This window comes from Rhodoplanes sp. SY1, assembly GCF_046000175.1.
Classification (GTDB): Bacteria; Pseudomonadota; Alphaproteobacteria; order Rhizobiales; family Xanthobacteraceae; genus Rhodoplanes.
Genome location: NZ_JBEOMB010000076.1, coordinates 1 through 17,499 on the forward strand (window position 1 = coordinate 1; position 17,499 = coordinate 17,499).

The following is a 17,499-nucleotide window of genomic DNA, read 5'->3' on the forward strand; positions in this document are numbered from 1 at the left end:
ACAGGCCTGATGCGCCGCAGAGCCGGGGCCCAGGGGCCCCACGACGGCCACACGACAGAATGGGCCTCCGACCGCCTCGCCTGATCGCCCCTGGGTCCCGGCGCGGCGCGATGCGCCGCGCCCGGGACACGCGGCGCTGCATTCGGCGCGTCGTCGGAGAGCACCCGCCGTCACCGACCATGAGCATCCGAAACGCGAAAACCCGCCGTCTCGCGACGGCGGGTTTTGCGAAGACCGGTCGGTCGGAACGCGAGGCGCGATCAGATCGCGTCCTTGAGCTCCTTGGCGGCCCGGAAGGCGATCTTCTTGCTCGCCTTGATCTTGATCGCCTCGCCGGTGGCCGGGTTGCGGCCCATGCGGGCGGCGCGCTTCTTCACCTGGAGGATGCCCAGCCCGCTGATGCGGATGCGGTCGCCCTTCTTCAGGTGCTTGGTGACGAGGCCGATCATGTCGCTCAGGATCGCCTCGGACTGCTTCTTGGCGAGCTCGTGATTGCCGGCGATCGTCGCCGCGAGATGCTTGAGCGTCACGGTCGCCTGGGCCGGCTTGGTGGCCGCGGCCGGCTTGGACGTAGCGGCTTTCGCCATCGAGTTTGCTCCTCGTCACTGTGCTTACACGTCTCAGCCCCCTTAGCCGATTCGTGCGCCCAGGAAATCAGCAAAGTGCTGCGCAGCGGGCGTGTTCCACCGGTTCGATGCCGATTCCGGGCCATTTCGCGCCCGAATCCGACGACCGACCAGAAATCGCCGCGCCTCTGGCCCCGTCCGGCACGACGAGGCTAGACTGCCGCCGGCCCGGTGCGAGGGGGTGGAGCGTGCCCGAAGACAGACTGTTCGCCGACGAGATCGCGCGGCTCGAGGACGAGATCGAGCGCCTCGCCGCGATCGCGGAGAGCTGCCGCAAGTTCATGCTGGCCGCCCAAGTGGCGATCGGGCTCGGTGCCGTCCTGCTGGCCGGCATCGTGCTCGGGCTGTGGGCCGCCGATCCCTTGACCCTCCTCGGCGGCCTCACCGCGGTGATCGGCGGCATCGTCGTGCACGGCTCGAACGCCGGCACGTTGCGCCAGAGCCGCGACGCGATGCTCGCCGTCGAGACGCGCCGCGACGCCCTCATCGACGACATGGCGCTCCGCCTGGTGCCCGAGCCCGACGCCGGCCTGCTTCCGCCCCGGTGACATCGTCACAGACGGGCGGCCGCCCTGCCGCCAGGGTGCCGAGCAGCGGACGACGAGGTATGGCTCTTGCTTCGCGTCCGGCGACGAGGACCCCGATGACCGACACCACCGCCACCGCGACCGGCACAGCCGATGCCCTCCCCGAGGCGACGCCCCGCCTCGAGCACTTCCCCGTCAGCTTTTTCGCCACCGTGATGGGCACGGCGGGCCTGGCGATCGCCACCCACCGGCTGGAGCTGCTGCTCGGCACCCGCCAGATCGCCAGCCTCGTCCTCGGCGGCATCGCGGCCGGGCTGTTCGTCGCGGTCGCCACCTTCTACGCCGCCAAGCTGATACGCCACCGCCAGGCCGTGGTCGCCGAGTGGCATCATCCGGTGCGGCTGAGCTTCTTTCCGACCATCAGCATCTCGCTGCTGCTGCTGTCGATCATCGCGCTTCCGCTCGACCGCGCGGTCGCCGGCGCCCTGTGGACGGCGGGCGCCGCCCTGCATCTGACCTTCAGCCTCGTCATCCTCTCGACCTGGATCGGCCACCGCCCGTTCGAGCCGCCGCACCTCAACCCGGCCTGGTTCATCCCGGCGGTCGGCAACATCATCGTGCCGCTCGCCGGCGTGCCGCTCGGCCATGTCGAGATCAGCTGGTTCTTCTTCTCGTTCGGCGTGATGTTCTGGATCGTGCTGCTCACCCTGGTGTTCAACCGGTTGATCTTCCACAACCCGCTGCCCGACCGGCTGCTGCCGACCCTGATGATCCTGGTGGCGCCGCCGGCGGTCGGCTTCCTCGCCTACGTGAAGCTCGACGGCGGCGTGCTCGACGGCTTTGCCCGGCTGTTCTTCTATGCCGGGCTCGGCCTGTTCCTCCTGGTCGCTACCAAGATCGGCCAGATGGCCCGCATCCGCTTCGCGCTGTCGTGGTGGGCCTACTCGTTCCCGCTCGCCGCCCTCGCCACCGCCGCCTCGGTGTTCGCCGAGACGATCGGCGGCACGCCGGCCCTCGTCCTGTTCGTCGCGCTCTATGCGGTGCTCGCCGTCGTGCTCGCCATTCTGGTGGTGGCGACCGTGCGGGCCATCGCCGCCGGCGCCATCTGCCAGCCGGAGCACTGACGCGCCCGGCTCCCCCCGCTCTCTGCCCGCGCCCGCGGTCCCCGGCGCCCGGCCTCCCGACGCGGAGCCGGGCGCCCCTTTTTTGCGGCCCGCGCCACGTCGGCCCGCAGGCGGTACGATTAGACCTTTGGCTGATGTGAATTTCGGCTCGCTTTTTGAGCTGGCTCATAATTCCGGTGGTCCGGTCGGCTTCCATGGCCCATTCGTGCCAGCCCGCCCAGCGTCACAGGCCAGGAGATCGCCCATGCGGACCTCCGTCTCGCATCCGTTGCTCATCGGCGCCGTCCAGCCGGGCCCCGGCCTCGGCCGGATCGGCATCACCTTCTGTCCCGGCAAGAAGGACGCCGAGGTCCTCGCGGGCGAGTGGTACCGCGACCTCGCCGCCGACCTCGATGCCGTGCGGGACTGGGGCGCCAGCGCCGTCGTGACCCTGCTCGAGCCACGCGAGCTGGAGGACCTCGACGTCGTCCGGCTGGGGCCGGAGATCGAGGCCCGGCACATGAGCTGGTTCCACCTGCCGATCACCGACGTGTCCATCCCGGACGTCCGCTTCGAGCGCGACTGGATCCGCGTCGGCGAGGTGCTGCGCGGCCTTCTGCGGCGCGGCTTCGACATCGTCGTCCACGGCCGCGGCGGACTCGGTCGGGCCGGCACCATCGCGGCGCGGCTGATGATCGAGCTCGGCGTCCCGACCGACGAGGCGATCCGGGCGGTGCGCGGGGCGCGGCCCGGGGCGATCGCCACGGTCGAGCAGGAGCGATTCGTGCGCGCCCAGCGGGCGATCCCGGAGGCCCGGCCGGCCGACCTCGACGACGCGATCCGCGGGCGTGCCATCGGCGCCTTGGTCGGCCTCGCGGTCGGCGACGCAATCGGCACCACGCTGGAGTTCGAGGTGCGCGACACCTGCCCGCGCATCGACGACATGGTCGGCGGCGGCCCCTTCCATTTGACTCCGGGCCAGTGGACCGACGACACCGCCATGGCGCTGGCGCTCGCCGACAGCCTCCTCGAGCGCGGCCGGGTCGACCCGACCGACCTGATGCGCCGCTTCGAGGCCTGGTACCGCGACGGCCGCTACTCCTGCACGGGCGTCTGCTTCGACATCGGCAACGCCACCCGCGAGGCGATCGAGACGTGGCAGCGCACCGGCGACCCACTCGCCGGCTCGCCCTCCCCCGAGATCGCCGGCAACGGCTCGCTGATGCGCCTCTCGCCGGTGGCGATCCGCTGGTGGAACGACGCTCCGGCGCGCACCGAGGCGGCGCGGACGCAGAGCCAGGTCACCCACGCCGCGCCGCAGACGCTCGACGCCTGCGCGGCGTTCGCCGCGATGCTCGCCGACGCCATCGCGGGCGCCCCGCCCTCGGCCGTGTTCCGGCCGCGCGGCGACGGGCTGGTTGGACCGATCGCGACCGTGATGAACGGCTCGTGGCGCGGCGAGACCCGCCACGCCATCAAGTCCACGGGCTATGTCGCGCATACGCTGGAGGCGGCGATCTGGAGCGTCGCCCGCACCGGCGACTTCCGCAGCGCCGTGCTGACCGCCGCCAATCTCGGCTACGACGCCGACACCACGGCGGCCGTCGCCGGCCAGCTCGCCGGCGCGCTGTATGGCGTCACCGCGATCCCGGAGGACTGGCTGGTGCGGCTCGCCTGGCGCGACGAGATCGAGCGTCGCGCCGGCGCCCTGCACGACCAGTCGATCCGCGCCGCGGCGGTCGCCGCCCCCTCGGCGACCGTCACGCGCCTCGACCAGGTCCGCCGCGGCCAGACGCCCTGAGCCGGATCAGGACGTCGCGAGCGTGCGGTCGAGGCGGGTGACCGCCTCGAACAGCACGGCCGTGCCGGCGGCGACCTCGCCGGGCTCGCTCCATTCCTCGGGGCAATGGCTGCGGCCCTCGCGGCACGGGATGAACAGCATCGCGGCCGGGGCGATGCGCGACACGAAAGCCGCGTCGTGGCCGGCGCCCGAGGCCATCACGGTGGTGCCGGCGCCGAGCGCCGCCGCGCTCTCGGCGAGCGCCTGCCGTAGGTGCGGATCGCAGGTGCTCGGGTCGTTGCTGGACAGCGTCGCGAAGCGCGCCACCGTCACGCCGGTCTCGGCCGCGATCGCCCGGATGCGGCTCTCGATGCCGGCGACCAGCAGCCCGCACAGCGCCTTGGTCTCGGCCCGCGCATCGACGACGACGCGGGCCTCGCCCGGCACCACGTTGGCGGCGCCCGGCGACACCGTGACGATGCCCGTGGTGGCGACGACGTAGCCCTCGCCGCGGTCGAGCAGCGCGGTGGCGACGTCGCGCACCGCCAGCACGGCGGACGCGGCGGCGAGCGAGGCGTCGCGCCGGCTGCGCATCCCGACCGTGCCGGCATGCGCGGCCTCGCCGGCGAAGACGATCTCCAGCCGGGTGATGCCGACGATCGCCGTGACGATGCCGCCGTCGAGCTTCTGGGACTCGAGCACCGTGCCCTGCTCGATGTGCAGCTCGAGATAGGCCGCGATGTCGTCGCGGACCGCCTCGGCAAGCCGCTCCGGCGCGCCGCCGACGCGGGCGATCGCGGCGCCGAGCGTCTCGCCACCGGGTCCGGTCATGGCGAGCTCGTTCGGCCCGAGCGCACCCGCCATGCCGCGGCTGCCGACGCAGGAGAGGCCGTACTCGCTCGGCTCCTCGGCCAGGAAGTCGATCACCTCGAAGGCATGGTCCAGCGCGATGCCGCGGTCGGCGAGCGCGCGCGCCACCTCGAGCCCGGCCAGCACGCCAGCCGGCCCGTCGAAGCGGCCGCCGCTCGGCACGCTGTCCGAATGCGAGCCGATCGTGATCGCCTTGGCGCCGGGGACGCGGCCCTCGCGGCGGCCGATCAAGTTGCCGGCGGCGTCGATTCGCACCGTGAGGCCGGCCTCGCGAAAGCGTCTCGCCAGCCAGTCGCGGCCATCGAGAAAACGTGGGGTGAAAGAGCGCCGCGTCCACGGCTTGTCGGGATCCGTGTGGGCGGCGAGCGCCATCAGGTCGGCCCAGAGACGGTCCTGGTCGATCGGTGAATTGGTGACGGGCATCGGAGCACTCCTCGCCCCGAGGCTTAGCGCGACGGACCGGGTTGTACCACCGCGGCCGGCACGCCCCCGTCAGTCGCTCGCGGCAACCCTGTTTGCGGTCTCCGCCGGGGCCGCCACCGTCTCCATCAGCACGGCGGTGCGCCCGGGAAAGACCCAGGTGCCGTCCGCGGCGAGCGGCGGACGGGCGCCCTCGCCGCCATACGCGGCGTCCTCGCTCGACCACAGCATGCGCCATTCCTGCCCCTCCGGCGGGGCGAGCAGCGGCTCGGGGATGATCGCCGGCGCGACCTCGCGTCCGACATTGACGATCAGCAGGCGCTCGGCCGCCCCGACGCCGTGATCGCCGCCGAAGAACCGCACCAGAAAGGCGTCGTCGGAGATCACCGCACCGTCGAGGCGGGCATATCCGGACAGCACCGGGTCGGTGCGGCGAAGACTGATCAGATCACGATGCAGCGCGACGGCGGCGCCGTTGCGCTCGCGCTCGCTCCAGTCGAGCCGGCATCGCGCGAAGGTCTCGGACGCGCCGGGCTTCGCTGTCTCGACCGCTGCGACGCTCGGGAACTGCATCAGGAACTCGCGCCGCCCCTTCTCGACGCCCGCGGCGAGGTCGGGCTTGTGATCGGCGAAGTAGAGGAACGGCGTCGACGAGAAGAACTCCTGCCCCTGGAACAGCATCGGCGTGCCCGGCCCGAGCAGCAGCAGCGCCGTGAGGACGCGCAGCCGCGCCCGATCCGTCAGGTCGACGAGCCGGCGCCCGCAGGCCGAGTTCGCCACCTGATCGTGATTCTCGAGGAACGTGATGCGCTGGTGAGCCGGCAGGTCGAGGGAGGGCATGCCGCGCGGCTTATTCTGCCAACGCGACCGCTGCCCCTGATAGAGAAAGCCGTGCTTGACGCAGGCCAAGAGCTCGCGCGCCGAACCCGTGTAGTCGGAATAATAGGCCTCGGCCCGGCCGGTGAGCGCGACATGCGCGGTGTGGTGCAGGTCCTCGTGCCAGACGCCGTCGAGCCCGTAACCGCCCTTGTCACGCGGCCGCACGAGGCGAGCCTCCTGCGGCTCGTTCTCGGCGACCACGAACACGCTTCGCCCGGGCGCCGCGGCGCGCGCCGCTTGCGTCAGCTCGGCGACGATGTTGGTCGGCGACGCGTCGAAGATCTGCTGGGTGGCGTCGAGCCGCAGGCCGTCGAGATGGAACTCGCGCACCCAATAGGCGGCGTTCTCGCGGACCAGCTCGCGCACCGGCGCGGCGCCCTCGCCGTCGAAGTTGATGGCGTCGCCCCATTCGTTGTCGTAGCGGTCGGTCAGATAGGTCTTGGAGAAGAAGGGCAGGAAATTCCCGTCCGGACCGAGGTGATTGTAGACGACGTCGAGAATGACGCCGAGCCCGAGCCCGTGCGCCGTGTCGACGAAGGCGCGCAGATCGTCGGGCGTGCCGTAGAGCCGCGTCGGCGCGAACAGGTCGACGCCGTCGTAGCCCCAGCCGAAGCCGCCGGCGAACTCGGCCACCGGCATCAGCTCGACGACCGTGATGCCGACGTCCTTCAGGAGCGGCAGCTTCCGCGCCGCCGCCGCATAGGTCCCCTCCGGCGTGAAGGTGCCGATATGAATCTCCGTGATCAGGTGCGGATCGCCGCCGCGCACGCCCTTCCAGGCGCCGTCGCGCCAGCGATAGGTCGACGGATCGACGACACATGACAGCCCATGCGGCCCGTCCGGCTGCCAGCGCGAGGCCGGATCGGCCAGCGGTGTCGCACCGCCGTCGAGCCGATAGCCGTAGCGCGCGCCGGGCTTCGCGTCGGCGATGAAGACGCTGCGATAACCGCCATCCTCGGCCGCGAGCGGATATTCGGCCCCGTCCACCACCAGGACGATGTCTTCGGGGAGTGGCGCCCAGACGCGAAAATGCACGCCGCCGCCCGGCTGCGGCTCGGCGCCGATCGGCATGGCCCGCACGAACGTTCCATCGGCCGCCACGGTCGTCTCCCGCATCGGAGAAAAGAGAGGAGCCGTCATCGCACCCGTCCGTGCCGAGGTTATCGTTGCCGTGCCAGGTGGAAACGTCGTCGCCTCAGCGCCGGCGCAACGCGCGGGCGAGCTGATCACGATTCATGCGCGAGCGGCCCGGGATGTCGCGCCGCCTCGCCTCCGCATAGAGGGCCGCGCGAGTGTCGCGCTTCTCGTTTCCGGTCGGATCGTTGCGCCGCCCCTCGGCTTCGGCGCGGCCGGTCCGGCCGTGCCGCTCCTTGCGCTTGGTGTGCTTCAGCTTGCGGCGGTTCTCGGCCGGGCTCTGCCGGTTCGAGGCGCCCGCCTCGGACAGCCCGATGGCGATCGCCTGCTTCGGGCTCTTCACCTTGCGGCCGCCGCGTGTCGTCAGCTCGCCATGCTTGAACTCGTGCATGACGCGCTCCATCGTGTCCTTCTGTGGCTTCGACTGCTTGCCGGACGTCGTGCGCGTGGTCCGCTTCTTCGCCGCGGTCTTGGCCATGGGCGCTCCTCCGAATCTGTCCGGTAACGGACGGGGTGCAGCGGAGTTCCGTTGCAATGTAAAAAGACGATACATTCGTGAACGCGAGGCGGCGGCGTCGAACCGCGGGCCGTCCGAAATCACCTGCTCCGAAACCGAACGGAGAGACGCGATGAGACCGGTCCTCGGCATCCTGCTCTTGGCGTGCTGCCCGTCCGGCGCCGGCGCGGTCGAGCGGAGCGTGTGGACCCACAACGGCTCGCTCGTGTACCTGGTCGCCGACGGGGCGGACCGCACCTTCCGGTATCTCGAGCCGCGGCCCGGACTCGTCGAGGCGGGCGCGGCGCGCGACACCGTGCTGTTCGAGGGACGCATCGAGGGCCGTCGCTACGTCGGCAGCGCGACGCTGTTCCGTCCGAGATGTGGGACCTTCACGTATGCGGTGTCCGGGACCATCCGCAACGACGACCGTCAGGTGGTGCTGACCGGCCAGGCGCCGCGCATCGGCCCGGACTGCCGCCCGCAGGGCACGCGGGCCGACACGCTGAGCTTCGACTATGTGGGCCTGCGCGACCTCGATGCGGCGCCCGCCGGGGCGAGCTTTCCGCCGGCGTTTCGCGGCTACTGGCAGCTCGCCCGGCCGACCGGCGGCGCCTGCCCGCGCCCGCGTCTCAGCCTGACCAGCGGCGTCATCCAGGTCGAGGCGACGTCCTGGAAGGGCTGGGAGAGCGGCTGCGATCTCGTCAGGATCGACGGCCGGGCGACACCGTCGGCGGACGGTCAGGTCACGCTGCGGGTGGAGATGAGCTGCACCATCGAGGCGACCTCCTACAAGAGCCGCGAGGTGTGGCAGCTCCGACAGGTCGCGGGCCGGCCGCTGCTGGTCAATGCCACGATCAAGACCTGGGATCACCGAGAGGAGTCGGGCGCGGCCCTGCCGGACGACGACGAGCCCGGCATCGACGTCTACACGAAATGCGATCCGTGAGACGTCTCGCCTCTCCGCGGGGCGAGCGCCATCTGCGGTCGGCCGGCGAGGCTGGGTGCGGGCGCCGCTGGAGTCGTCGGCCGCAATCGTTATGCTGTCGGGGCGGTCCGATCCGACACGGAGTTTTCGCTTGAGCGTCGCGTTCACCAAGGAAGACAGCGCCGAGACGGCGTCGGAGACCCAGCTTCCCGATCGGCCGATCTCGCCGCATCCCAACCTGGTCACGGCGGCGGGGCTCGCGGCGCTGGAGCGCCAGCTCGCGGCGGCGCGCGCGGCCTGCGAGGCGGCGCAGACGATCGAGGACGTGAACGAGCGCCGGCGGCAGGAGGCCGTGCCGCTGCGCGATGCGCGCTACCTCGCCGTCCGGGTCCGCACCGCGCAGGTGATCCCCGACCCGACCTCGACCGAGGTGGTCGCGTTCGGCAGCGCCGTGACGTTCCAGCGCCCCGACGGGCGCGTGCAGACCTTTCGCATCGTCGGCGAGGACGAGGCCGACCCGAAGGCCGGATCGATCTCGTTCGTCTCGCCCGTCGCCCGGCTCCTGCTGCGAAAATCCGTCGGCGACGTCGTCGGCACAGGCGACCACGAGCTGGAGATTTTGGCGATCAAGTAACGGCGGCGGGACGCCGAGGACGCTCGCCGCAAACCGTAGCCCGCATGCAGCGAAGCGGAATGCGGGGATCACGCGCGACGCCGTTCCTGCAGTCCGCGGCGCTCCGCTCCATGCAGGCGACGATTGCGTTTCGGCAGACGACGGCCCGAGACCCTACGAACCTGCCGCGGGGCCGTAACGATTGCCGCCGCGGGTACCCGGCACCAACCCGAGGATGGTCATCACGATCGGGCCGGAGACGTGCCATGGATCGACGCGGAATGCGTCCGCGAGCGCGACCACGGACGGCAGGGCGAGCAGCCACCACGCCGAGAGCCCGAAATCGTGAACACGTTTCGCCTTTATCGCCACCACCGGCCAGATCACGACCAGGAGGAGCAGCAGTTTCGGAAGAACCATCGCGAAATCGAGCTCGTCGCGATACCAGACGCGATTGCGTGGCTCGAACACAGCGAGGCTCAGATCCACGAGCCGGGACCCGAGCAGTTGAACGACGATCGTCGTCAACACGAGACCGAGCCAGTATTCCTGGCGATTGATGCGGCCGCGGAAACTCAGGAAGAACCAGGCGAACAGCGACGCCACGGGGACCCTCGATCGTGCCTGATGCCACTCGGCGCATGATCGTTCACGCGGGTAATCATACGACCTTCGGGTTAGGATTGAGTTTCGGCGATGGTCACGGTCACGCCGGACCGCTGGGCGGGACGCGCGAGCCGGCGCAGCCCGCCTGACGCGTGCAGCCCGCCTGACGCGTGCAGCCCGCATGGAGCGCAGCGGAATGCGGGGACCGGCGGGCGCGGCTCTTGCATTCCGCTGCGCTCCATGCAGGCTACGATCTACGATCGCGTCGCCTACTCCGCCGCCCGCAGGCTCGGCGCTCCCGCCACCCGGCCGAAGCGGATCAGCGAGAAGTGGCCGAGCGGCGGCATCGGCTTGCGGTCGATGAAGCGGATGCCGGGGGCTTTCTCCACCCAGCGGGCGAGGCGCTCCCACGGGAACTCCGGGCGCCAGCCGAGTTTTCGCGCGATGGGCGCAAAGGCGGCTTCGAAAATCTTCCGCGCGCCGCTCTCGGCGCCGATGTGATTGACGAGAATGATCTCGCCGCCCGGCTTCACCACCCGGGCGAACTCGTCGAGCGTCCCCTCCGGGTCCGGCACGGCCGTGATCACGTACTGGGCGACGACGACGTCGAACCAGCCGTCCGGAAAGGCGAGCTTGGTCGCGTCCATCACCGAGAGCACCTCGACATTGTCGAGTTTTTGCGCGACCACCCGTTCCTGGGCTTTCCGCAGCATCGGCTCGGAGATGTCGACCCCGAACAGCCGGTTGGTGCGGCGATAGTCCGGCAGCGAGATGCCGGTGCCGACGCCGACCTCGAGAATCCGGCCGCCGCCCGTGGCCTCGACGGCCGCGATCGCCGCCTTGCGGCCGCGCTCGAACACCTGCCCGAACACCATGTCGTAGATCGGCGCCCAGCGCGCATACGCCTTGGCGACCTTGTCGCGATCGAGATCGTCTGCCATCGGATCAGCCCCGAAAAGACCTTAAGCAATACTGTCAGCGCCGCGCGCCCGCCACCGCCGGCCCGCGTCGCGCCGCCGGCGCGTCGGCGAGCACCGGCACCGGCTCGGCCGCCGACGCCGCGGTGCGGATGAATCCACCGCCGAGGACGCGGGCCTGGCCGCCGAGCGCGTCGTAGAACACGCAGGCCTGCCCGGGGGCAACCCCCTCCTCGCCTTCGACCAGCTCGACCTCGATCTCACCTGCGCCGTCGGCCGCCCGATGCACCCAGGCCGGCTGCGGCCGCCTTGTCGAGCGCACCTTGACGAACACCTCGAGCCGGCCGGCGGCGGCGAGCGCCGCGTCGAGCGTGCCGTCGCCGATCCAGTTGACGTCGCGCAGCCGCATCCGCGTGGTCCGCAGCGCCTCGCGCGGGCCGACGACGACGCGCCGCGTCGCCGCGTCGAGCCGCACCACGTAGAGCGGCTCGCCGGCCGCGATGCCGAGCCCGCGCCGCTGGCCGACCGTGAAGCGGATGATCCCCTGGTGCGACCCGAGCACCCGGCCCGAAAGATCGACGATGTCGCCCGGCTCGGCGGCGCCCGGCTTCAGGCGCTCGATCACCTCGGTGTAGCGGCCGGTCGGCACGAAGCAGATGTCCTGGCTGTCGTGCTTGTCGGCGACCTCCAGCCCGAACTGGCGGGCGAGGTCGCGGGTCTCGGCCTTGGTCCGCTCGCCGAGCGGGAAACGCAGGATGTCGAGCTGCTCGCGCGTGGTGGCGAACAGGAAGTAGCTCTGGTCGCGTTCCTCCTCGCGGGCCCGGAACAGCGCGCGGCCGCCATCCGGCATGGCGCGCGAGGCGACGTAGTGGCCGGTCGCCAGCACCCGGGCGCCGAGCTCGCGGGCGGTACCGAGGAGGTCGCGAAACTTGATCGACTGGTTGCAGTCGACGCAGGGCACCGGGGTCTCGCCATGCACGTAGCTCTCGGCGAAGCGGTCGATGACGGCTTCCTTGAAGCGGCTCTCGTAGTCGAGCACGTAATGCGGGATGCCGATCTGCGCCGCGACCCGGCGGGCGTCGTGAATGTCCTGGCCGGCGCAGCAGGCGCCGAGCCGATGGGTGGCGGCGCCGTGATCGTAGAGCTGCAGCGTGACGCCGACGACGTCGAAGCCCTCCTGCTTCAGCAGGGCGGCCGTGACCGAGGAATCGACCCCGCCCGACATGGCGACCACCACGCGGGTGTCGGCCGGCCGCGTGTCGAGATCGAGACTGTTCCGCATCGTCGCCGCGGGCTCGCCGCGCTCCTCACCGTGGGCCGCCGGGGCGGCGCCGCCTCGTCCCGCCGGGCGGCGGGCCATGCCGCCCGCTGCGCGGCCGCGGCTCTCGTGTCCTCTTTACTATAGGGAGCCGGTCCGCGGCCCGCCAGACGAACCGTTCCAAACTGGGGCGCCGCGCCGTCGCGGTCCCGGGCCGCGCGCCGGAGCGCCGGCCCGGCAGAACTTGCCGGCCGGCAGCAAGGGATGCCGGACCCGAGGCTGTCACCGGCTCCGGCTAATGCGCCCAAACCTCTGGTATATCGACTTTTTTCGGCACGTTTTGGATGGCCCGCCGCTTGCAAAATGGGTCCCGAACGAACCAGAGGGTCGAGAGCGTGCCCACTCTCAGCATCGACACGAGCGCCTTCGCCGCCGCCGCCCAGGCCGCCCGCACCGCGGCGCGGACGACGCCGTCGAGCGATACCGATTTCGCCAGCCTGATCGACGACGCCCAGGACGTCGCCGCATCGGCCAGCCAGGACGCCCAGACGCGCCAGCGCGCCACCGATCCCACCGGCACGCCGCGCAGCGACGCGGGTCGCACGCCGGCAGCCGATCGCAGCAGCCGCCCGCCATCGTCGCGCGACCGCGACACCGCGCCCACCGACGACCCCGTCGCCGCCGACGAGCCGGCCGAACCGGGTGCCGACGCAACGACCGCGGGCGGTCGCCCGGTCGCCGGGTCCGGCCAGCCGGGCAGCCAGCCGGGCAGCCAGCCGGACGGCCAGCCGGGCAGCGACCAGGACCAGGCCGATGGCGACGCCGCGACCGCGGATCCCGCCACGGTCGTCGATCCGGCCGCAGCCGCCGCGGCAGCCGCCGCCGCCGCGACGCAGGCAACGACCCCGACGCCCATCGCGGCCGTCGTCGACCCGGCCCTCGCCCTCGCAGCCGCCGGGACCGCGACCCCGGTCGACGCCGACGCGACGGCGCCGGTCGGCGAGCCGGTCGCGGCCGGCACCGCCGCCCCTCGGCCGGTCGGCGTCCCGACCGAATCCACGGACGGCGAGACCGCCGGGATGCCGGCCGCGGCCGGCAACGCCGCGACGACCGGCGCGACCGCCAAGGGCACCGACACCACGACCGCGGCGAAGGCCACCGAAGCGAAGGCGACGCAGGGCACACCGGCGACGGCCGCCGCCGCGACCGAGGCCGGCCCGGCGGCCGACGAGCCCACCGGAATCCTGCCGCCCGAGACCGCCGGCGCCGGCAAGCCCGAGAGCCGACATGCAGAGGCCGAGACGATCGGGACCGGTGGTCACCGGCCCGAGGCCGGCCCGAAGCCCGACACCCGTCCCGACGCCATAACGGCGCAGCCGTCCGGAGCGTCCCCGCAATCGGCCGCACCCACCGCGGCCCAGGTCGCCGCAGCCGCGCAGGGTCTCGCGCGCGCCGAAGGGCTGACCATCACGGGCACGGCCCAGGCCGGCGCCACCCAGGTCACCACCGGGCGGGGCGAAGCGTCGGCACCGGTGCCCCTCGCCGGCGTGCCGGTGGAGATCACGGCCCAGGCCAAGAACGGCAAGCACTCCTTCGAGATCCGGCTCGACCCGCCCGACCTCGGTCGCGTCCACGTCAAGCTCGAGGTGGACGGCAACGGCACCGTGGTGCCGCGCATCACGGCCGACCGGGCCGATACGCTCGAGCTGCTGCGCCGCGACGCCGGCCAGCTCGAGCGCGCCCTCCAGGACGCCGGCCTCAAGGCCGACCAGGGCGCCATGCAGTTCTCCCTGCGCGACCAGAGCGGCGGACAGCAATACGAGCCGGAGAGCCGCTCCGCCCACCGCGGCAGCGGCCGTGGCACCGTCGAGGGCGGCGGCGAGTCCGGCGTGACGGAGCTGAGGGCCACCTACGGGCGGCTGTTCGGCCGGGCGACAGGGGTCGACATCCGGGTCTGACCCCCGGTGGCGATCGGCATACGAACCAGAAGGCGCAACGCCATGGCGACCAGCAGTGTCAACGGTACCCAATTCTCCGCGACGGCGGCCGTCACCGCGAACGGCGCCAAGCCGAACGACGCCATGGTCCTGGGAAACAACTTCCAGACCTTCCTGCAGATGCTGACGACGCAGCTGCAGAACCAGAACCCGCTCGATCCGCTCGACGCCAACCAGTTCACCCAGCAGCTCGTCCAGTTCTCGCAGGTCGAGCAGCAGCTCAAGACCAACCAGCAGCTCGAGACCCTGATCGCGCTGGAGAAGAGCGCGCAGACCACGATGGCGTTGGGCTATATCGGCTCCACGGTCGCGGTCGACGGCACCAGCGCGACCCTGCCGCAGGACGGCATGGCGACCTGGTCGTTCAACTCCCCGAAGCCGGCGACCGCCTCGATCTCGATCTCCAACTCCTCCGGCCAGACGGTCTTCGCGGGGACCTACACGCTGCAGACCGGCGAGCAGAAGTTCACCTGGGACGGCCGCAGCAAGGACGGCACCAAGTGGCCGCCCGGCGACTACAAGATCGCGATCAGCGCCGTCGACGCCGCCGGGCAGACCGTCGCGGTGCCGACCGAGGTGACGGGCAAGGTCGACTCCGTCGACCTGACCCAGACGCCCCCGGTTCTCAGCGTCGGCGGACAGACCTTCACGTTCGACAAGATCAAGCGCATCGTCAGCCGCTGACCCCCCGCCCCCCTGAATTCCTTTCCGCGCCCGCCCGGCTCCCGGGCGGCGACCGACGGCCGCGCGAGCGCCCCGGCGCACCCGGCGTCGCGCCCGTATCATATTGATGTCAAACGATTTGTCGGCACGTTGTGCAGTGCCCTTTGGCGTCTCCGACCGGGGGACTTTGCCGGTCGATGTTTTCCCTTTTTTTACGGACGCTTAGCCAAATTTTAAGCGGGCCGGCCTATCGTATGGGGGTGTTTTTCAGTTCCTGTAGCGTGAGTTCGTCCATGACCGAACCCCACCGCCCGAGGGTGAAGTATGTCATCGGGCCGGACGGTAGCCCCTTGACTATCGCCGACCTCCCCGCACCGGGCACGAAGCGTTGGGTGATCCGCCGCAAGGCCGAGGTCGTCGCCGCGGTTCGCGGTGGCCTCCTGTCACTCGAAGAGGCCTGCAGCCGCTACACCCTCACGGTGGAAGAGTTCCTGGCCTGGCAATACTCGATCGATCGCCACGGCCTTGCCGGCCTGCGCACCACGCGCCTGCAACAGTATCGTCAGTAGAGCCCGCCGGGCCCACGCCTCTCGTCGCGGCCGCCAGCGTCGCGGCGCCGCCGGATTCACGCCCCGCCTCGGCGGGGCCGTCGTCGCGTCGGACGGACCTCGCAAGCCCCCCTGACCGCTCCGCTCGACCAGCCGGCCGATGTGTCACCATCGGATCGGCGACAGGCCGCCTCCGGGCGGCCTTTTCTTTTTCGGGCCGACCGGACACCCGCCCTCCCGACCGACTTTCGGGACCACCGCGCCGCGCCCCGCGCGTCGGCCTGGTGCCGACGCGGCGTCGCCATGGCGCCACAGTGCGTCCCCGCGGCCACGCGACCCTGATTTTCGCCCCGTGAAGCAATGGTTAACCACGGCGTTAACCAATTCGAAACCATGAACCCGGCAAAACTTGCCGGGTCGGTGATTTTCATCAGCCGACATAACAGGTTGGAAGTCACCCTCGCCTCAGGGTCGTGCCGTGGATGGTCTGATCACCTTCGTCAAGACACTCGGACCCGCGCGCATCGCCGCGATGGGCGCCGTCACGGCCGCCCTGATCGGGTTCTTCGCCTTCGTGATCCTCAAGGTGACGGCGCCCCAGATGGTGCCGCTGTTCACCGACCTCACGCTCGAGGACTCCTCGGCGATCATCAAGGATCTCGAACGCCAGAGCATCGCCTTCGAGCTCAAGAACGACGGCGCCATCATCATGGTGCCGAAGGAGAAGGTCGGCCGGCTGCGGATGAAGCTCGCCGAGGGCGGGCTGCCCAAGGGCGGCGGCATCGGCTACGAGATCTTCGACAAGTCGGACTCGCTCGGCACCACGAGCTTCGTCCAGAACATCAACCACCTGCGCGCGCTGGAAGGCGAGCTGTCCCGCACCATCCGGTCGCTCGACCGGGTCCAGGGCGCCCGCGTCCACCTCGTCATTCCCGAGCGGCCGCTGTTCTCGCGCGACAAGCTCGAGCCCTCCGCCTCGATCGCCCTCAAGGTCCGCGGCCAGCTCGAGACCCAGCAGGTGCGCGCCATCCGCCACCTCGTCGCCTCCGCCGTCAACGGGCTGAAGCCGGAGCGCGTCTCGGTGGTCGACGAGACCGGCCGGCTGCTCGCCGACGGCGCCGCCGGCGATCCCTACGGGCCCGGCGTCTCGGGCGACGAGCGCAAGCTCGCTTACGAGCGCAACCTGCGCGACCAGGTCGAGTCGATCGTCACCTCGATCGTCGGGCCGGGCCGCGCCCGCGTGCAGCTCACCGCCGAGTTCGACTTCAACCGGGTGACCCAGACCCAGGACCGCTACGATCCGGAAGGCCGGGTGCTGCGCTCCAGCCAGACCCGCGAGGAACAGTCGCAGACCACCGAGCAGCAGGGTCAGGTCAGCGTGTCGACCGAGCTGCCGAACGCCCAGCAGGGCCAGCCGGCGCAGCCGCCGAGCCCGCGCGACCAGAGCAAGAAGACCGAGGAGATCAACAATTACGAGATCACCCGCATCACCGAGACCAAGGTGATCGAGGGCGGTCGCGTCAACCGGGTCTCGGTCGCCGTGCTGGTCGACGGAGTGTACGGCCGCAACGACAAGGGCGAGCTGACCTACCAGGAGCGCAGCAAGGAGGAGCTCGACCGCATCGCCATGCTGGTGCGCTCGGCGATCGGCTTCGACCAGCGCCGCGGCGACCAGGTGGAGGTCGTCAACCTGCGCTTCGCCGAGACGCAGAGCATCGCCATGCCGGACCAGAGCGGGTTCCTCGGCATGCTGCAGTTCACCAAGGAGGACATCATGCGGGCGATCGAGCTCGGCGTGATGCTGCTCCTCGGCCTCGTCGTCCTGTTCTTCGTGATCCGCCCGCTGGTCCGCCGCATCATCACGCCCGAGGCGATCGCCGCGCTGACCGGCGAGGCGCCGCTCCCGGCGCTCGCCGGCGTCCCGGCCAACATCCCGGACGGCATCCCGCACAGCGAGGAGGAGGCCAAGGCGGTCTCCAGCCAGACCTCGAAGATGATCGAGTTCGCGCAGGTGCAGGGCAGCGTCCACGCCCAGTCGATCCAGAAGGTCGGCGAGCTCGCCGAACGCAACCCGCAGGAAACCGTGCAGATCCTGCGTCAGTGGCTGCACGAGCAGAAGTGATCCAGGGTCGAA

The 17,499-nt window shown here is 71.1% G+C and carries 16 protein-coding genes; 9 read left to right on the plus strand and 7 right to left on the minus strand.

Going from position 1 to position 17,499, the window contains the following annotated elements:
- Positions 1–260: 260 nt before the first annotated feature.
- Positions 261–587 (minus strand): HU family DNA-binding protein, encoded by a 327-nt coding sequence (locus ABTU92_RS19355; protein WP_378476681.1) that lies wholly within the window; start codon positions 585–587, stop codon positions 261–263.
- A gap of 227 nt (positions 588–814) precedes the next feature.
- On the opposite strand from ABTU92_RS19355, the gene ABTU92_RS19360 reads away from it, so the two are divergent.
- The 3 genes from ABTU92_RS19360 (at position 815) to ABTU92_RS19370 (ending at position 4,057) form a co-directional block, all read left to right on the plus strand.
- Positions 815–1,174 carry a hypothetical protein gene (locus tag ABTU92_RS19360; protein WP_408093271.1) on the plus strand — a complete coding sequence of 120 codons (360 nt, stop codon included), beginning with the start codon at positions 815–817 and terminating at the stop codon, positions 1,172–1,174.
- Between the two features lie 95 nt (positions 1,175–1,269).
- Positions 1,270–2,277 carry an SLAC1 anion channel family protein gene (locus tag ABTU92_RS19365; RefSeq protein ID WP_408093272.1) on the plus strand — a complete coding sequence of 336 codons (1,008 nt, stop codon included), beginning with the start codon at positions 1,270–1,272 and terminating at the stop codon, positions 2,275–2,277.
- A 244-nt stretch (positions 2,278–2,521) separates the two neighbouring features.
- Positions 2,522–4,057, plus strand: a complete 1,536-nt coding sequence (locus ABTU92_RS19370; RefSeq protein WP_408093273.1) for an ADP-ribosylglycohydrolase family protein — start codon at positions 2,522–2,524, stop codon at positions 4,055–4,057.
- A gap of 6 nt (positions 4,058–4,063) precedes the next feature.
- On the opposite strand, the gene ABTU92_RS19375 is transcribed toward ABTU92_RS19370, so the two are convergent.
- The 3 genes from ABTU92_RS19375 to ABTU92_RS19385 form a co-directional block, all read right to left on the minus strand.
- On the minus strand, positions 4,064–5,329 hold the full coding sequence (locus ABTU92_RS19375; protein WP_408093274.1) for a Zn-dependent hydrolase: 1,266 nt from the start codon (positions 5,327–5,329) through the stop codon (positions 4,064–4,066).
- 69 nt (positions 5,330–5,398) lie between these two features.
- Entirely contained in the window at positions 5,399–7,306 is a 1,908-nt protein-coding gene (gene treZ / locus ABTU92_RS19380) for a malto-oligosyltrehalose trehalohydrolase (RefSeq protein ID WP_408093275.1), read from the minus strand.
- A gap of 94 nt (positions 7,307–7,400) precedes the next feature.
- A complete protein-coding gene (locus ABTU92_RS19385) occupies positions 7,401–7,817 on the minus strand; it encodes a DUF6496 domain-containing protein (protein ID WP_408093276.1) in 417 nt (138 codons plus the stop codon).
- A 151-nt stretch (positions 7,818–7,968) separates the two neighbouring features.
- On the opposite strand from ABTU92_RS19385, the gene ABTU92_RS19390 reads away from it, so the two are divergent.
- Positions 7,969–8,784 carry a hypothetical protein gene (locus ABTU92_RS19390; protein ID WP_408093277.1) on the plus strand — a complete coding sequence of 272 codons (816 nt, stop codon included), beginning with the start codon at positions 7,969–7,971 and terminating at the stop codon, positions 8,782–8,784.
- Positions 8,785–8,914: 130 nt separating this feature from the next.
- A complete protein-coding gene (gene greA / locus ABTU92_RS19395) occupies positions 8,915–9,397 on the plus strand; it encodes a transcription elongation factor GreA (RefSeq protein ID WP_408093278.1) in 483 nt (160 codons plus the stop codon).
- A 153-nt stretch (positions 9,398–9,550) separates the two neighbouring features.
- Here greA and ABTU92_RS19400 read toward each other — a convergent pair whose 3' ends face one another.
- The 3 genes from ABTU92_RS19400 to mnmA all read right to left on the minus strand — a co-directional run bounded on the left by ABTU92_RS19400 (position 9,551) and on the right by mnmA (position 12,181).
- Entirely contained in the window at positions 9,551–9,982 is a 432-nt protein-coding gene (locus ABTU92_RS19400) for a DUF805 domain-containing protein (protein ID WP_408093279.1), read from the minus strand.
- 269 nt (positions 9,983–10,251) lie between these two features.
- Positions 10,252–10,923 carry a class I SAM-dependent methyltransferase gene (locus ABTU92_RS19405; RefSeq protein ID WP_408093280.1) on the minus strand — a complete coding sequence of 224 codons (672 nt, stop codon included), beginning with the start codon at positions 10,921–10,923 and terminating at the stop codon, positions 10,252–10,254.
- 34 nt (positions 10,924–10,957) lie between these two features.
- A complete protein-coding gene (gene mnmA / locus ABTU92_RS19410; protein ID WP_408093281.1) occupies positions 10,958–12,181 on the minus strand; it encodes a tRNA 2-thiouridine(34) synthase MnmA in 1,224 nt (407 codons plus the stop codon).
- A 371-nt stretch (positions 12,182–12,552) separates the two neighbouring features.
- Here mnmA and ABTU92_RS19415 point away from each other — a divergent pair, with 371 nt between their 5' ends.
- The 4 genes from ABTU92_RS19415 (at position 12,553) to fliF (ending at position 17,487) form a co-directional block, all read left to right on the plus strand.
- A complete protein-coding gene (locus tag ABTU92_RS19415) occupies positions 12,553–14,115 on the plus strand; it encodes a flagellar hook-length control protein FliK (protein ID WP_408093282.1) in 1,563 nt (520 codons plus the stop codon).
- A gap of 42 nt (positions 14,116–14,157) precedes the next feature.
- Positions 14,158–14,838 (plus strand): flagellar hook assembly protein FlgD, encoded by a 681-nt coding sequence (locus ABTU92_RS19420; protein ID WP_408093283.1) that lies wholly within the window; start codon positions 14,158–14,160, stop codon positions 14,836–14,838.
- A gap of 272 nt (positions 14,839–15,110) precedes the next feature.
- Entirely contained in the window at positions 15,111–15,386 is a 276-nt protein-coding gene (locus tag ABTU92_RS19425) for a DUF1153 domain-containing protein (protein WP_008383176.1), read from the plus strand.
- A 457-nt stretch (positions 15,387–15,843) separates the two neighbouring features.
- Entirely contained in the window at positions 15,844–17,487 is a 1,644-nt protein-coding gene (gene fliF, locus ABTU92_RS19430) for a flagellar basal-body MS-ring/collar protein FliF (RefSeq protein ID WP_408093284.1), read from the plus strand.
- The last annotated feature ends 12 nt before the right edge of the window (positions 17,488–17,499 follow it).

What these genes read in the sequence shown, in the direction of transcription:
- ABTU92_RS19355 (WP_378476681.1), bottom strand. Translation starts at nt 587, where the DNA reads ATGGCGAAAGCCGCTACGTCCAAGCCGGCCGCGGCCACCAAGCCGGCC.
- ABTU92_RS19365 (WP_408093272.1), top strand. Translation starts at nt 1,270, where the DNA reads ATGACCGACACCACCGCCACCGCGACCGGCACAGCCGATGCCCTCCCC.
- ABTU92_RS19370 (WP_408093273.1), top strand. Translation starts at nt 2,522, where the DNA reads ATGCGGACCTCCGTCTCGCATCCGTTGCTCATCGGCGCCGTCCAGCCG.
- ABTU92_RS19375 (WP_408093274.1), bottom strand. Translation starts at nt 5,329, where the DNA reads ATGCCCGTCACCAATTCACCGATCGACCAGGACCGTCTCTGGGCCGAC.
- ABTU92_RS19385 (WP_408093276.1), bottom strand. Translation starts at nt 7,817, where the DNA reads ATGGCCAAGACCGCGGCGAAGAAGCGGACCACGCGCACGACGTCCGGC.
- ABTU92_RS19390 (WP_408093277.1), top strand. Translation starts at nt 7,969, where the DNA reads ATGAGACCGGTCCTCGGCATCCTGCTCTTGGCGTGCTGCCCGTCCGGC.
- ABTU92_RS19405 (WP_408093280.1), bottom strand. Translation starts at nt 10,923, where the DNA reads ATGGCAGACGATCTCGATCGCGACAAGGTCGCCAAGGCGTATGCGCGC.
- mnmA (WP_408093281.1), bottom strand. Translation starts at nt 12,181, where the DNA reads ATGCGGAACAGTCTCGATCTCGACACGCGGCCGGCCGACACCCGCGTG.
- ABTU92_RS19420 (WP_408093283.1), top strand. Translation starts at nt 14,158, where the DNA reads ATGGCGACCAGCAGTGTCAACGGTACCCAATTCTCCGCGACGGCGGCC.
- ABTU92_RS19425 (WP_008383176.1), top strand. Translation starts at nt 15,111, where the DNA reads ATGACCGAACCCCACCGCCCGAGGGTGAAGTATGTCATCGGGCCGGAC.